This is a genomic window from Candidatus Nanosynbacter featherlites (assembly GCF_037013405.1).
Lineage (GTDB): Bacteria > Patescibacteriota > Saccharimonadia > Saccharimonadales > Saccharimonadaceae > Nanosynbacter > Nanosynbacter featherlites_B.
This window is the reverse complement of record NZ_CP146064.1, coordinates 651,201-665,641: the sequence shown is the minus strand read 5'-3', so window position 1 is coordinate 665,641 and position 14,441 is coordinate 651,201. Positions and strand designations below refer to the sequence as shown.

Sequence of the window (14,441 nt, the reverse complement as noted above, 5' to 3'; positions counted from 1 at the left end):
ATTCTGCTGAATTATTTTTTCATAACCTGCTGGAGTGTGTAGGCAGCAAGTTTTTTGGGAGCGCCCGTTGATGGAGCGGTCTCCATATCATCAGACTCTGGGAATAGGTCATCAACTCGTTCACCAATCTCACGCGACATCGCCTCCCAGAGCAGTTCAATATCCATAACTTCCCGCCGGTCTTGATATGGCTCATGGTATTCTGCGTGCACTGAATGGTAGGTCGGATCAAGTTTAACGGCAATTCTTTCCAGCTGATACATTGGCGTTTTGTCAATTGATGGACGGCTTAATGGCGGCATGTTGTGATAATTCCGCGGTTTAAGGACAATGGTGCCTTGATTGGCGGCATCAACCGTGGTGCCGAGCGTTTCAAGCCGTTCGGTTTGTCCTTTTTTAAAGCCAAATTTTGTGACCAGCCAGGCATCAGGGTCGCCGCGCCAGTTGTCTTTCATGACCGAAAGGGCACTATACTGAGGCTCTCCATTACGGTCTTCCCAGCGGACAATACCAGCAACGACTGGTACCGAAAAGATGCGTTTTTCACCGTTAATTTCTAGCTCTGGCCAAGGGTGTCTACCGGCATTTCGTTGTTCACGGTCATAATCACCTATAGTTAGCCATTTGAACACACCAAACTGTTCAGCTAGCTCTGGATCTTCGGCCAGTTTTTTAGCCAGTGGCATCAGGCTTTCGATTTGTTTTTCTTCTTCAAGCGAGTAAAACCTTTTCTCCAGCTCTTCAAAGCTCGATGGAGCTGTGCTAAGGTTGGTATTTTGCCGTTCTAAGACTGCTGTTGTTTGTACCATAGTATCCTCGCTTCGACTTGTATTTATGTTTTTACAAAGCCTATGCTTCTCTGTATATCACAGAATATAAAAAAAGTCAAAAGATTATGTAAATTGGCTATCTAACTAGCACTCTATTGACATGAGTGCTAACGAACCGTACAATAGAATATATGACCAAACGTGATTATTATGAAGTGTTAGGCGTGTCTAAAACCGCTTCTGAAGATGAAATCAAGAAGGCTTTTCGTAAAGCTGCAGTGAAATATCATCCTGACAAAGAAGGCGGTGATGAAGAGAAGTTCAAAGAGGTCAATGAAGCCTATGAAGTCCTGAAAGACAAACAAAAGCGACAGCGATATGACCAATTTGGCCATGCCGGTGTCGGCGGAGCTTCGGGCGGTGGCTTTGGCGGCAATCCATTTGAAGGCTTTGGCGGTTTTGGTGCAGAAGGTGTCAACTTTGATTTTGGCGGTGGCTTTGGCGACATCTTTAGTCAGTTCTTTGGTGGTGGCGCTGGGCGGCAAGGTGGTCCACGGCGCGGTCGCGACATAGAAACAACGGTTGCTTTGACCTTTGAAGAAGCTGTATTTGGCGTTGAGAAAAAAATCAGCCTGACGATGGATGATGAATGTGAACACTGTAAAGGTGAGGGTGTTGAGCCTGGGTATAGTTTGAAGACGTGTGATGATTGTAAAGGGTCTGGCCAGCAGATGCGGGTGATGAATTCCATCTTTGGGCAAATTCAACAAGCTATCACCTGCCCAACCTGTAATGGTCGAGGTAAAATCCCTGAAAAGAAATGTTCAGTTTGCCACGGCAAGGGAACGACGCGTAAGAACCGCGAGATTACGGTCAAAATTCCAGCAGGTATTGATGATGGCGCGGCTATTCGTTTGCGTGGACATGGTGAAGCGATTCAAGATGGCGAGCGAGGAGACTTGTACGTTCAAATCAGAGTCAAAGCTCACAAAAAGTTTACTCGTGAAGGCGATATCATTCTTTCGGAAGAGCATGTTTCTATGGTTGATGCGGCGCTGGGTACGGAAATTGATGTTGAAACGGTGGACGGTGTAGTGCGCATGAAAGTTCCGGCTGGCACCCAAAGCGGTACTGATTTTAAGCTATCAGGGCATGGCGTGCCACACCTGAGGAATGATGCTCGTGGCCCGCACATCGTTGGTATCATCGTTGACACGCCAACCAAATTGAGCAAAAAACAACGTGAACTTTTGGAACAATTTAACACCTCCAAAAAGCGCGGTTTGTTTTCCTGATTAGCCCGTGGTTTATATATAAAACATAAGTGTTATAATTGAGCTATGGAGCTTATGCAGACAGCTCGTAAGGGGCATCATTTCATTTCTCGATGTATCATGATTATGATCATTGTGATGATCGCTTACGGTGCCTATACTCTGCTGTGCGATGTCAATAAACCTCGCCCAGTCGTGGTCAGGGCTGGTCAGGCGACATTGCAGGCTGAAATTGCGGAAACGGCTGAGCAGCGGTATAAGGGTCTGAGTGATCGGACGAGCTTGACGGATAACCAAGCGATGCTGTTTAAATTTGAGGGTGATGACAAGTGGGAAATGGTGATGCGCAATATGAGTTTTCCGCTCGATATCATCTGGTTAGATAAAGACAAAAAAGTAGTACACATTGAGCATGAGGTGCAGCCTGATGCTGAGCCGTATGAAATATACAAACCCAAAGTGCCGGCACGCTACGTTTTGGAAGTGGCTGCTGGTGTAGCTAAAAAATCGAGCATCGTCAAAGGCGCCAAAGTAGAATTTACGACCGAGGCGACGCAATGAATGTAGCAGTGTTGCTCGTAGCGGTTCTAGTAGTCATTTTTGTGGCGGTGTTGGTGACAGGTAGGCGCATCGGTCCACTGGCCCTGGCGGCGGCTGCTGGGTATATTTTTGTGGAATTGTGGATGGAAGCTGTGCGCGTCATTTTGGGTGGCGTGGGTATTAATCTACCGTGGCTGCCTGATGGTGTGGTAGCGGCGCTAATATTGCTGCTCGTACCCATGGGAATGTTGATGGTTGGCGGCCCAAAATACCACAAGAAACATGAAAAGCTGGTGGCGGCAGCTGTCGTGACTTTGTTGGTGGCGGCGCTATTGGTCGGTGTCTTGGCGAAATATCTTGCGGTTGATGGTGCGGCACAGACAGTAGTGCGGCAGCTGACTTCCTGGCGCCAATATATTATTACCGCTGGCTTGGGGGTGGGTTTGGCGGATTTATTTTTACTGCACACTGTCAAAACAAAGTCCAAACCTGGTCCAAAGAAGCATTGATATATCATGCGGTATGTGCTAGAATGAAAAAGTTCATTCTTGATGGGCCCATAGCTCAGTTGGTTAGAGCACCTGCCTTTTAAGCAGGGTGTCCCGGGTTCAAGCCCCGGTGGGCCCTCCAGATGACGAACATATTTGTTGATATTATTCGGGTGCGGCAGAAAACTTTGGACATGACGAAGTATCTAGACGACTTAAACGTACCGCCCCGATATACCAAAATAGTAGAAAAACACAGTGATGATTTGAAGAATTTTGTTGGGATGCGATGTGGTGTCCCAATTTTTTCTGGCGCTCAAGAAGTAACCAACCCAACTACCAAAGAGCCAGTTGGCTATGCTCAATATATCCAGCTGGGACAAAACCCGGTGACGATATGGAGTGGCATGTCTCGTTACCGAGTGGGTGTCGGGAGTGTGCTAACAAAGATTGATGACCTCCTGGGGCAAGAATATAGGAGAAAATTATCCATTGATATGGGCTTAGCTGGAGTTAGAGGAGCGACACTGGCGGGTGCTGCTGGCGGGGCGCTAGAATGGTTTAACTTTGCTCCAACGGTTAGCTTATCTGGAGTGGCGGCAGGAATAGCAACCGGTGGCTTGAGCTTTGCATATAACCGCCAGCGTCGTAAAAAAGAGTTTGGAGCACAGATTAAAGGACTGAGTGAATGTTTCTCGAGTATGGGAAGGAGAGCCGTTAGGCCTAATTTGTTAGCACCGGACTCGTATGTTAGTGGTGATATGCAGACTGGTTTGGCGGATAGTCAGGGAGCGGGTAATATCTACTTTATTGGTGATATGCCGGTCGATCAACAGCAGCGAGCTGATCGTTTTTGGCACCGGGCTGATCAAATTTTAGAAGAATATGGATTTACAGAATGGCAGGACTATCAGTCTGCCGGCTTGCCGGCGCTAATTGAACGAATATTGGATGATTTTGATGGTAATGGTGACTTTAGTTATGACGAAAAAAGAAGTGCTGGTGATAGTATAAAATCTTTTACGTATTGGCGTGATACTGCAATTGAAGATATGAAATGCCTACAGGATGAAGCTGAGTCACAAAGGCTACTGCAGCAGTATGATAGCAAGCCCTCTAAACATTCGCTACTAGATAAAAAGAAAGCTCTAGTGACATCTGCCCAGGCATTGCTGTCAAAGGTAATTGGTCATGAGAGCAATGGGCTACAAGAAGGGGCTCCCGATGCGCGATCAAGGAGTGACTCCCGGAAGACAGTTACTCAGCAGATCAGGAGCCTTGACCGTAAATATGAAGAGGACTTTCGTAAGTGTATTAAAAGACTGCGGGAAATTGTTATTGATTCACGAAAGAGGATTAACCAGTCTGAACTCACTAAAACATATGGAGGAGAGAGTAGGCTGCAAAAAATCTTCTGGGGAGAATTGAGTGAAATTTTAGCCAGAAACGATATTGATCCATATGATGAGTCGGCGTCTCAGTCCGTGCGATTTATCTTGGACTTGCCTAAAATAGTTCCGGGGATCGGGAGAGATCAACTACCTTCAGCCGATAGACTGAATGAGTTATGTGAAACATTCCAAAGAATATGTTCCCGAGAATATCCTGACGTTAGAACATCTTCTTTTTAACATATGCGTTTCAAGAATATGTGTCATACTAAAGACATATGACGATACGCAATCTAACCAGGGAACTGCATATTTCTTGGTTGGTGGCGGCGTGGTGTTTGGGGTTGACGGTTGGCGTCATTGCTATTCATCATGTTCCGCGGTCAACGGTGTTTGACTGGCGGACTTTGGTGCTCGGGTTAGGATTAATGGCTGTGGTGATGGTCTGGCGATGGCGGGCGTTGATGATTGTGGCACTTATCGCTGGTGGCTTGGTGGGCTTGTGGCGCGGTGAGCTGGGTCGAACCGGCTTGGAGGCGTACGATTCGCTGATTGGCAAAACCGCCGTTATTCAGGGCCGTGTTTTGGAAGATCCTGACATCGACAAGAAAGGGAAAACGGTATTGCGACTGAGTGATTTACGGATCAATGGCGAGAGATTGGCAGGACAACTATGGGTGGTGACGGCTGACAAGCGTTCCATTAAACGCAGTGACATCGTCCAGATACAGGGAAAATTGACGGCGGGATTTGGGGCTTTTTCGGCGAGTATGTATCGGGCGAAAATTGGCAGCGTTGAGCGTCCAGTTCCTGGCGACGTGGCGGTCGGAGTGCGCGACTGGTTTGCCGAGCGAGTGCGCAAGCATATTCCAGAGTCTGAGTCGGCGTTGGGTTTGGGATTTTTGTTGGGGCTACGGCGAGCCATGCCGACGGAACTGAGCGATAATTTGAAGATTGCTGGACTGACGCACATCGTGGTGGCTAGCGGTTATAATTTGACGATTTTAGTGCGACTGGCACGGCGGTTATTTGCCAAACGGTCAAAATATTTGGCAATGCTCAGTGCGGCAACGATGATCCTTGGTTTCATGGCGGTGACGGGCTTGAGCCCGAGCATGTCGCGGGCTGGGCTGGTGGCGGGCCTGAGTTTGGCAGCCTGGTATTATGGCCGGACGATTCATCCGCTGGTGCTGCTGCCAGTCTCGGCGGCGATTACGCTGATGGTCAATCCACAATTTGGCTGGGGTGATTTGGGTTGGCAACTGAGCTTCGCGTCGTTTACGGGCGTGATCATCCTGGCGCCGCTGCTGCACAAGTATTTCTTTGGTGATAAAGAACCTGGAACGTTTCGGCAAATTCTGGTTGAGACGCTGTCGGCGCAGCTTGCGACACTGCCGCTGTTGATGATGAGCTTCGGCGTGGTTAGTAATGTAGCGCTGATCGCTAATATGCTGATTTTGCCGTTCGTGCCGCTGGCGATGTTGCTGACGTTTGCATCGGGCGTACTAGCCGTAGTACCGATGATTGGCGCGGCCATTGCCCTGCCGACAACCTGGCTGCTGAGCTATATGATTCAGGCGGCCAACTGGCTGGCGAGCCTGGAATGGGCGCAGATGGAGGTGAATATCACCTGGTGGCAATGCGGTGTGATGTATGTGATGATGATTGGCGCCATGTGGTGGATGAAGAGGCAGACAAAATTGAACCTGGGGAAGGTGAACATTGTCGAATGATATAATGGGTGTAATGGCGAGAATGATAATTTTGATTGGCGGTATGCCAACAACTGGTAAAACAACGCTGGCACGAGAATTATCTCAGAAGCTGGCGCTGCCGTGGCTGTCAACTGATCAAACACGGTTGGTCATGCAGGGCGTGGCAGATCCAAAACAATATCTGCATCTATTGTCGGCGCACGGATTGTCAGCAGCTGAGTTTTTCCAGCAATTTTCACCGGAAGAAATAGCCGAACGGGAATACATGCACGGCATTGAAACCTGGCCTGGCAATAAGAAATTAATCGAGGATGATTTTACCTGGCGTGAAGGTTTTGTATTGGAAGGTGTTAATATTTTACCATCGCTGCTACCGTCATTACAGACCGCTAGCGATGTACGATCAATATTCTTGACTGACGAAGGCGATGACGCGTTAAGGCAGGCGATATTTAGTCGTGGTCTATATGCGGATGCTGACACATATGCTAATGAGCTGAAAGAATATGAGATTATGTGGGCGCGGCTGTTCGATCAGCGAATTCAGGCCGAGGCGCAGCAGTATGGATACCCAGTTGTTCGCGTACAAAAAGACAGTGAAATTGACATGCCAAACGTGTTGTCAGCTTTGGGCTTGCCAGTCTAAATTGTCTCACGTCTGTATTTGATATATAATACTAACAGATTGAACATAGATAAACGGTAGGAGATAGTATGTCAGGACATAGTAAATGGGCAACGACGCACCGGCAGAAAGCGATTGTTGATGCAAAGCGTGGCGCGATTTTCACGAAGTTGGGTAACCAAATTGCAATCGCGGCGCGTGGCGGCACTGATCCAACATTGAATTCAAGTTTGGCAATGGCGATCGAAAAGGCCAAGGCTGCCAACATGCCGAGTGCTAATATCCAGCGAGCAATCGATCGCGTGGCTGACAAAAGCGCAGCAGCGCTGGAAGAAATTACTTACGAAGGTTACGGCCCGGGCGGTGTCGGCATCATCATCGAAACGGCGACCGACAATCGTAATCGCACATTGCCAGAAGTGAAAACCGCGCTGGTCAAAAACGGCGGGCGCATCGCTGACGCTGGCAGTGTGGCATTTCAATTCACCCGCAAGGGCGTAATCACTGTGGAAGGTACGGGTGAGGAATTGCTCCTGCAAGTGTTAGATGCTGGCGCTGAGGACGCGGTCGAGGAAGACGGCGAGATTATTGTCTACACCGAACTGAAAGATCTGGCGAACGTTAGAAATGCATTGGCTGAGCAGGGTCTGGAGGTGAAAGACGCCGAGCTGCGCTACATCGCTAATACACCAGTTGAGATCGCTGATGCAGAAACCGCACAGAAATTGATGAAAGTAGTTGATGCGCTGGACGACCTAGACGATGTGGTGAATGTACACACTAACGCCAATATCACAGCAGAATAGCATGATTATCAGAAAAAATCGCCTCATTCTCGGGGCGGTTTTTGTTTTGGCAAAAAGTACGCTACACTAAAAGTAGTTAACCATAAGCAAGGGGCGAGCATGAAATATTTGCGATACACACTACTTATGATACTAATCGCGGCATTGATTATGCCGTCGCCGTCAGTTTTGGCGGTTGATAATCTGGGAGTTGAGCCAGCGTCTAGTGGTGAAACATCGCAGACGGCTGAGGTGCCAGCAAACGACGCATCACCATCTAGCCCCAATTCGGCTGCTACTGCGCCTTCGTCTCAACCAGAGCCAAGCTTAGTTGGTGAGCAACCGACTGCAAAACCGGTAGCACAAACTAATCTACCAACTGCGGTGCCAGTACATGTGGCTCCTCAGCCAGCACCAACAACTGACGAAGCACTCGAAAAAACAGCACCATTGTTGATTTCAAAAGTTAGCCCCGACAAGAAATATATTGAGCTGTATAATCCAACAGACAGCAATGTGAAGCTAGCGGGTTGGAAAATTGAACACTATAAGGCTGATGTGAAAACTGGCGGAAAAGAGTTTAAGGATGAGGTGATTTTCGCTAATGACTTTTTGGTGATTTCAAATGATACGGCGCTGACAAAAGCGGTGAAGTTTGACAAGGTGCCGAGCATGATTCAGGGTGAAGGGTCGGTGGTGTTGTCGCGGGCTGACGGGTCACCTGCTGATGTTATTGGTTGGGGTGAGGCAAAAAAGTTTTTGGGTACAACCGTGACTGGCGGTATCAAAACTGTCTGGCGCTGTTTTGCTGGTAATCTCATCGTTGATTCGAAAAATAATCTGGCTGACTTTTCGTCAAACAAAACAGTTGATGATCAGGAGGTTGTGCCATACGCACGCCCGCAGTGTAAAGCTCCTGAGTCGCCAAAACCACTCAACAAATGTGAAGGCTTGAAGCTGAATGAAATTGCCTCTCACATTGACGAGCCGTTTATCGAACTGGTGAATGTGAGCGACAAGGCTATCACGACAGCTGGCTGTAAGTTGGAGACTAGTAGTAATAATTCACAAGAAGTACTTGGTGATATTGAACTGAAACCCGGTGAATTATGGGCGGTCAAGGTGAAACATACAAAATTAAAATTACCAAAAATGAAAGGTAAGGTATATCTTCTGGATGAGTTTGGCGCGGAAATTAATGCTACTGCATATGACAAAATAGCAAAGGGTGCTTCCTGGAGTTTGCTTGACGGTGAATGGGTGCAAACGTTCGCGGTGACTGAGGGTGCTTCCAATGTGTTTAAGGAATATGTGGATTGTCAGAGTGGCTATATGCGTAATGAGTCGGGTAAATGTGTGAAGATTTCAGCGCCGCCTGCTGGGCCTGATGTGCTGGCGCCGTGTCCAGCCGGTCAATATCGGCATCCTGAAACGCGTCGCTGTCGGAAAATCGAAGCAGCAAAGACTGTAACGCCGTGCAAAGAGGGATATTACCGGAGTGAGGCGACGGGTCGGTGCCGCTCAATCGCCTCGGCTGCCGCTAAAACCTTGAAGCCCTGTCCTGATGGTCAATTTCGCAACCCAGCAACTGGCCGCTGCAAGAAAATCGCTGCCGCAGATGACATTCTAAAAGACTGCCCAGAAGGCTTTGAGCGTAGTCCAGTCACCCGGCGTTGTCGGAAGATAAAAACCGCTAGCATGCCGGTTGTTGGTTCGGCGACAGCGGGTGTTCAACAAGTTGCTGGCGCGACGTGGGGTTGGTGGGTGTTTGGCGGCGTTAGTTTATTGGCGGTAGGCTACGGCGCGTGGCAGTGGCGTTGGGAGCTTTCGCAATTGATACGAAAATTGCGGCGATAGGTTGGTGACTGAGTGGTCAAATCATTGCTATAATACATACCATGAGAATCATTGGTATCGATCCAGGCACAGGGATTTTGGGATTTGGTGTGATTGATTTTTCGGGCGGTAAGTTTAAGCTGGTCACGGCGGGGGTCGTCAGAACGCCAGCTCACACACCGATTGATGAGCGGCTGGAGGAGATTTTTGATAGCTTGACGGAAATTATTACTGAGACCAAGCCTGATGTGATGTCGATTGAAAAATTGTTTTTTGCTCGTAATGTGACGACGGCGATTTCTGTGGCAGAAGCGCGTGGCGTGGCGATGTTGACGGGCCGAAAAGCGGGGTTGCCGATCGCCGAATATACGCCGCTGCAAATCAAACAGACGCTAACGGGCTATGGCAAAGCTGATAAAAAGCAAGTCCAGGAAATGGTGCGTTTAAACTTGGGACTCAAGGATGTGCCAAAACCAGACGACTGTGCCGATGCCTTGGCGGCAGCAATTACTCATGCAGCGATGAATCGGGTATAATTAGTGTATGATTGCACATGTTTTTGGAAAAGTTGCCGAGAAGTTTAATGGATCGTTGGTGATCGACGTTCACGGCGTTGGCTATGAAGTGAGCGTGGCGGCTGGTGATTTTGATGCGGTGATGTTGGATCAGGATGTGAAGTTTTATACCTATCATCACGTGCGCGAGCAGACAGAAGAGCTATTCGGTTTTTCGAGTCTGGCGGCAAAGAAGCTATTTGAGATGCTCATCACGGTTCAGGGTGTCGGCCCAAAGGCAGCACTGGCAATTCTCAGCCTCGGCGACGCAGAGCACGTACGTAACGCCATCGCCAATGCCGACAGTGCGTTTGTGCAAAAAGCTGCTGGTGTCGGCAAAAAAACTGCTGAACGCGTGGTGGTTGATTTGAGCGATAAAGTCGGCTTGCCAACGCAGTATGGTCGAGCGGTCGCGCCAGTCCAGACTGAATTGAATACTTCTGATGAAGCGTTAGAGGCACTGATGGCACTGGGCTATACCTTGGCTGATGCTACTAAAGCGCTGGAAAATGTTGATGCTAATTTGCCAACGGCGCAGCGGGTGACCGAGGCACTGAAGAAATAATAAGGGTTGAAATATATCCGTTCAGGCTAGCTCGCTTGCAGGGTTCATGACGCTGTACTATTGACTAAATAGTACAAATGATATATAATAATAGGGTTGTGAATAGAACTATTACCGAAAAAATTCTTGACAAAAAGTTATGGGAACAACGAAACTGTGCTAACCAAGAAGACCCAACAGTGACCGATCCTGAATTGACAGTGTCAGCAAAGGTGCTGGACCAATATACCTCACAGGAAAATCTCACGGCACTATTTGATAACAAAGAACAGGCAGCTTCTCTTGCTAAGCTATCAGCTGAGCTGTTGACTACCTACCCGAATTATCCATATCATCAGCCCGCACATGGCGTGGACGTGATGCGCTCAATACGTGCGCTGACGGATGTGATCCCGATGAATTCAGATCAAAAGGATCTGTTGTTGGTGGCGGCAGCAGCGCACGATGCTGGGTTTGAGGCTGGCCCGCCACCAGATGGTTATGCTACCAAAGAGCATTATGCGGTCTCATTTCTTGATGAACACTATGAACCTGGCTCAGCTGAGTATGAGTTCATGAAAAGTGCAATCATCGGCACAATCATCGGTCCAAAAGAACAGATTTGCCGTGATAGCATTGAGGCGAAATTACTGCATCATGCCGACCTTGGTTATGTCTGGCAGTCAGGCGGTCAAGATTTTTTGAATTATGCCATGAGATTCCGTGTCGAAGAGTGTGACAAGTTGTCGTGGCGAGACTTTCAAAAATTACAGCGTATATTTTTGCCATATTATCAGCAGTATCTAGAAAATGATATGAGAAAGTGTGGTGCTGCAGAAGAAGTGATTGAGCAGATGGTGCGCCAGATTGACGAGAATAGACAGTTCATCACTAACCCAAAACTGGATGAGCCGAGCCAAGAAATATTTCAGGATTGGCCAATGGCTCAGGAGAAGCAGGTATCATCTCCGTACCATATTGGCACAACTGTTCTTACGAGTTCAGGCGTGTCTTTGTAAATGTGAATAAATAGTGCATGGCTGGTATAATCCATACCAGGAGGTATTATGAATACATGCACAATACAGAAGGAATGTGAAATCTGTCCGCTGCTGGTTGGTCAGACGGCGGCTGATGACAATGTCATATTGCAAACCGAACGTTGGGTGGCGGTGCTTGACAAGAATCAGTGCTATTTGGGTAAGTCATTTATCACTCTGCGCCAGCACAAGGAAACGTTGTCGGATCTGGACGAGGCAGATTGGATGGAGCTACATCAGGTGATTCGTCAAATTGAGCAGGCAGTCAAAGCAGCGTTTGGCGCCGATGTGTGTAACTGGGAATGCCTGATGAATAATGCGGTTAAGGCTGGCCGGCCAACACACGTGCACTGGCATCTACATCCGCGCTATCTTGGTGGTGCTACCTTTGCTGGCGAGGAATTTCCTGATCCGAAATGGCCACGACACCTAGAGGATGCGGTGCATATAGTGAGTGACGAGACGTTTCACAAAATTATGCAGGCGCTACGTAGTCGGCTTACGAGAGATTAGCTCGGTCCGCTGTGGATGATATAATGAATATATGGCAATTGAGAGAATAGTTGATACTAGTTCGCACAGTGATGACGCTGAGGAACAGCGGATTGAAGTCAGTCTGCGTCCGCAGAGTTTTAGCGAGTATGTCGGGCAGGAGCGGTTGAAGCGTAATTTACGCTTAGCAATTGAAGCGGCAAAGAAGCGCGGCGAGCCACTGGATCATGTACTACTCTACGGCCCGCCAGGACTGGGCAAGACGACTATGGCGACGGTGATCGCCAATGAAATGGGCACAAATTTGCGCATCACTAGCGGCCCGGCCATTGAAAAGGCCGGTGATTTGGCGTCAATTTTGACCAATTTAGCGGACGGCGATATTTTGTTTATCGATGAGATCCATCGACTCGGTCGGGCGGTGGAGGAGATTTTGTATTCAGCCATGGAAGATTTCAAGCTAGACATCGTCATCGGTAAAGGTCCGGCAGCCCGGTCGATTCGGCTGGATTTGCCGCGGTTTACGGTCATCGGCGCGACAACGCGGACGGGTAGTCTGGCGGCGCCGCTGCGCGACCGATTTGGGCATATTTACCGATTGGAATTTTATGAGCCAGAGGACATCGCGAAAATCGTGACGCGGAGTGCAGCCATCCTGGAGTCGTCGATTCGGCATGAAGCAGCGAACTTATTATCGACGCGGGCTCGCCTGACGCCGCGTATCGCTAACCGTCTACTCAAGCGCGTACGCGACTACGCCGACGTGAACGGCGATGGGATAATTGATGTAAAAACGACAACGAGCGCTTTGGAAATGTTGGAAGTGGACGAGCTGGGCTTGGATCCAGCTGACCGTAATTTACTGCAATCAATCCTAGAAAATTACGGTGATAATCCTGTGGGGTTAACGACGATAGCTGCTCTGACTGGCGATGAAGCGACGACGATTGAAGATTTTTATGAGCCGTATCTACTGCAAATTGGCTTCATCGAACGTACGCCGCGCGGTCGTCGCATCACCCTGCGTGCTCAGGCGCATTTGGGATATCAACCTAAAAAATGATAAACTGTAGATATGGATACGAAGGATCAACAGTCGAATAATCCACAGCCAGCCGCATATGACGTTGAGGGTAGGCCACTGTATTATCATCCGCCCCAAGATGCGCAACCTGAAGAGTCGCAGTCAACAACTGCGCAGCGCCCGTCTCATGTGACCGTGCTTCCAGAATTAATGGAGGGGCAGAATTTTGATCCACGTATTCGTAGCCAGTATGCCAATGAACCAGATGTGGTTCATACGGTACGCAATCTTGAACCGCAGCCGATGGTCATTAGTGAAGAATTAAAGCGCAAACATGAAGAATCAGTGGCACAGTACCCACAGCTTAATTTGAGCGAAGGTGAATATGTTATCTTGGACATCAAGCGTCACCCCATCGGTATTGTTGCGCCAATTGCCATCACGGCCATTATTATTATGGTGATATTTGGCTTTGCTTTTTTGTATCCGTCACTGATCACTGGCGGAAGTTTACTGCCAGTACCATCTCCGACAGCTATGTTTGGCATCGCGACCTTGTTCGCTATATTGGCGGCGTTGGGTGGAGCGGTAGCACTTTGGGTTTATTTACAAAACCAATTTTACATGACCAATGAAAGCGTGATTCAGGAAATCCAGGAAAGTTTGTTTTCTCGCCATGAGCAAACAGTGAGCCTTGGTAGTATTGAAGATGCTAGTTTTCGTCAATCGGGCATTATACAGATGATCTTTAACTATGGAACTATCCGGCTGAGTACCGAGGGTGAAGAAACCACCTACATCTTCCATTTTGTAGCAAACCCAAAGCATCAAATCGGAATTGTCAATAACGCTATTGAAGCCTTTAAGAATGGCCGCCCGGTTGATGACTAGTAGTTGGTAACTGAGCTATTTGTTGCGACTTTCTTTAACGAAATCACTCTCGTTAACCAGCTTTGCTCTCAAAGTGAAGTGTTTGCATTTTCCTTCTTGGCAGTTTTGTGTTTCGTACCGATACGCGCTGTTAGCATCGCCAATTTTTTTACCTTTCGGATCGGTGAGTAGCGCTTTGTCCATGGTTGGTAGGGTGTCGTCAGTCAAAGTTTCTGGGTAGTAACCGTGCTGTTTGTAGAAGCTTTCTTCCAGGCTGTAGTACATGGCATTGATGGCTGTTTTTTTGTGGCTGTCGTCACTAGCATTTTTTACTTTTCCGACCTGCACCACCGCAACGCCCAAGCCAACGGTCAGCATGATGATGACAAATAATAACTCAATAACAGTAAATCCAGAACATTTTTTCATATACCGCTATTATAGCAAAATTTGGCCTTAAGCCCTAGAGAATGTATAATAAAAGTATCAATTA

General features: G+C 48.2%; 16 protein-coding genes and 1 tRNA gene. 15 read left to right on the top strand and 2 right to left on the bottom strand.

The window, feature by feature from the left end:
- Positions 1-11 precede the first annotated feature (11 nt).
- Positions 12-809, bottom strand: coding sequence for a hypothetical protein (locus V4210_RS03605; RefSeq protein ID WP_338520668.1), 798 nt, complete (start codon positions 807-809; stop codon positions 12-14).
- 152 nt (positions 810-961) lie between these two features.
- Here V4210_RS03605 and dnaJ point away from each other — a divergent pair, with 152 nt between their 5' ends.
- From dnaJ to V4210_RS03530, 15 genes are all read left to right on the top strand, one after another.
- Positions 962-2,065, top strand: coding sequence for a molecular chaperone DnaJ (dnaJ, locus tag V4210_RS03600; RefSeq protein ID WP_338520667.1), 1,104 nt, complete (start codon positions 962-964; stop codon positions 2,063-2,065).
- A 45-nt stretch (positions 2,066-2,110) separates the two neighbouring features.
- Entirely contained in the window at positions 2,111-2,605 is a 495-nt protein-coding gene (locus V4210_RS03595) for a DUF192 domain-containing protein (protein ID WP_338520666.1), read from the top strand.
- Complete coding sequence (locus tag V4210_RS03590; protein WP_338520665.1) at positions 2,602-3,093, top strand: hypothetical protein; 492 nt, start codon at positions 2,602-2,604, stop codon at positions 3,091-3,093. The genes V4210_RS03595 and V4210_RS03590 overlap by 4 nt, the downstream gene beginning before the upstream one ends.
- 44 nt (positions 3,094-3,137) lie before the next feature.
- Positions 3,138-3,214: transfer RNA gene (locus V4210_RS03585), tRNA-Lys, on the top strand.
- Position 3,215: 1 nt separating this feature from the next.
- Positions 3,216-4,703, top strand: a complete 1,488-nt coding sequence (locus tag V4210_RS03580; protein WP_338520664.1) for a hypothetical protein — start codon at positions 3,216-3,218, stop codon at positions 4,701-4,703.
- Between the two features lie 38 nt (positions 4,704-4,741).
- Positions 4,742-6,196, top strand: a complete 1,455-nt coding sequence (locus V4210_RS03575) for a ComEC/Rec2 family competence protein (protein WP_338520663.1) — start codon at positions 4,742-4,744, stop codon at positions 6,194-6,196.
- A gap of 13 nt (positions 6,197-6,209) precedes the next feature.
- Entirely contained in the window at positions 6,210-6,824 is a 615-nt protein-coding gene (locus V4210_RS03570; RefSeq protein ID WP_338520662.1) for a hypothetical protein, read from the top strand.
- Between the two features lie 68 nt (positions 6,825-6,892).
- Entirely contained in the window at positions 6,893-7,609 is a 717-nt protein-coding gene (locus V4210_RS03565) for a YebC/PmpR family DNA-binding transcriptional regulator (protein ID WP_338520661.1), read from the top strand.
- 126 nt (positions 7,610-7,735) lie between these two features.
- Positions 7,736-9,445 carry a lamin tail domain-containing protein gene (locus V4210_RS03560; protein WP_338520660.1) on the top strand — a complete coding sequence of 570 codons (1,710 nt, stop codon included), beginning with the start codon at positions 7,736-7,738 and terminating at the stop codon, positions 9,443-9,445.
- A gap of 41 nt (positions 9,446-9,486) precedes the next feature.
- The gene (gene ruvC, locus V4210_RS03555) at positions 9,487-9,960 is read left to right on the top strand and encodes a crossover junction endodeoxyribonuclease RuvC (RefSeq protein ID WP_039327765.1); all 474 of its coding nucleotides are present in this window, start codon (positions 9,487-9,489) and stop codon (positions 9,958-9,960) included.
- Between the two features lie 7 nt (positions 9,961-9,967).
- The gene (gene ruvA / locus V4210_RS03550) at positions 9,968-10,543 is read left to right on the top strand and encodes a Holliday junction branch migration protein RuvA (RefSeq protein WP_338520659.1); all 576 of its coding nucleotides are present in this window, start codon (positions 9,968-9,970) and stop codon (positions 10,541-10,543) included.
- A gap of 98 nt (positions 10,544-10,641) precedes the next feature.
- Positions 10,642-11,541, top strand: coding sequence for an HD domain-containing protein (locus tag V4210_RS03545; RefSeq protein WP_338520658.1), 900 nt, complete (start codon positions 10,642-10,644; stop codon positions 11,539-11,541).
- Positions 11,542-11,589: 48 nt separating this feature from the next.
- Positions 11,590-12,075 carry an HIT family protein gene (locus V4210_RS03540; protein WP_338520657.1) on the top strand — a complete coding sequence of 162 codons (486 nt, stop codon included), beginning with the start codon at positions 11,590-11,592 and terminating at the stop codon, positions 12,073-12,075.
- A gap of 31 nt (positions 12,076-12,106) precedes the next feature.
- Complete coding sequence (ruvB, locus tag V4210_RS03535; protein WP_338520656.1) at positions 12,107-13,117, top strand: Holliday junction branch migration DNA helicase RuvB; 1,011 nt, start codon at positions 12,107-12,109, stop codon at positions 13,115-13,117.
- Between the two features lie 12 nt (positions 13,118-13,129).
- Entirely contained in the window at positions 13,130-13,969 is an 840-nt protein-coding gene (locus tag V4210_RS03530; RefSeq protein WP_338520655.1) for a PH domain-containing protein, read from the top strand.
- Between the two features lie 15 nt (positions 13,970-13,984).
- Here V4210_RS03530 and V4210_RS03525 read toward each other — a convergent pair whose 3' ends face one another.
- Complete coding sequence (locus tag V4210_RS03525) at positions 13,985-14,377, bottom strand: type II secretion system protein (RefSeq protein ID WP_338520654.1); 393 nt, start codon at positions 14,375-14,377, stop codon at positions 13,985-13,987.
- Positions 14,378-14,441: the final 64 nt, after the last annotated feature.

What these genes read in the sequence shown, in the direction of transcription:
- ruvA (WP_338520659.1), top strand. Translation starts at nt 9,968, where the DNA reads ATGATTGCACATGTTTTTGGAAAAGTTGCCGAGAAGTTTAATGGATCG.
- V4210_RS03530 (WP_338520655.1), top strand. Translation starts at nt 13,130, where the DNA reads ATGGATACGAAGGATCAACAGTCGAATAATCCACAGCCAGCCGCATAT.
- V4210_RS03525 (WP_338520654.1), bottom strand. Translation starts at nt 14,377, where the DNA reads ATGAAAAAATGTTCTGGATTTACTGTTATTGAGTTATTATTTGTCATC.
- dnaJ (WP_338520667.1), top strand. Translation starts at nt 962, where the DNA reads ATGACCAAACGTGATTATTATGAAGTGTTAGGCGTGTCTAAAACCGCT.
- ruvB (WP_338520656.1), top strand. Translation starts at nt 12,107, where the DNA reads ATGGCAATTGAGAGAATAGTTGATACTAGTTCGCACAGTGATGACGCT.
- V4210_RS03580 (WP_338520664.1), top strand. Translation starts at nt 3,216, where the DNA reads ATGACGAACATATTTGTTGATATTATTCGGGTGCGGCAGAAAACTTTG.
- V4210_RS03590 (WP_338520665.1), top strand. Translation starts at nt 2,602, where the DNA reads ATGAATGTAGCAGTGTTGCTCGTAGCGGTTCTAGTAGTCATTTTTGTG.
- V4210_RS03575 (WP_338520663.1), top strand. Translation starts at nt 4,742, where the DNA reads ATGACGATACGCAATCTAACCAGGGAACTGCATATTTCTTGGTTGGTG.
- V4210_RS03605 (WP_338520668.1), bottom strand. Translation starts at nt 809, where the DNA reads ATGGTACAAACAACAGCAGTCTTAGAACGGCAAAATACCAACCTTAGC.
- V4210_RS03560 (WP_338520660.1), top strand. Translation starts at nt 7,736, where the DNA reads ATGATACTAATCGCGGCATTGATTATGCCGTCGCCGTCAGTTTTGGCG.
- V4210_RS03570 (WP_338520662.1), top strand. Translation starts at nt 6,210, where the DNA reads ATGGCGAGAATGATAATTTTGATTGGCGGTATGCCAACAACTGGTAAA.
- V4210_RS03595 (WP_338520666.1), top strand. Translation starts at nt 2,111, where the DNA reads ATGGAGCTTATGCAGACAGCTCGTAAGGGGCATCATTTCATTTCTCGA.
- ruvC (WP_039327765.1), top strand. Translation starts at nt 9,487, where the DNA reads ATGAGAATCATTGGTATCGATCCAGGCACAGGGATTTTGGGATTTGGT.
- V4210_RS03565 (WP_338520661.1), top strand. Translation starts at nt 6,893, where the DNA reads ATGTCAGGACATAGTAAATGGGCAACGACGCACCGGCAGAAAGCGATT.
- V4210_RS03540 (WP_338520657.1), top strand. Translation starts at nt 11,590, where the DNA reads ATGAATACATGCACAATACAGAAGGAATGTGAAATCTGTCCGCTGCTG.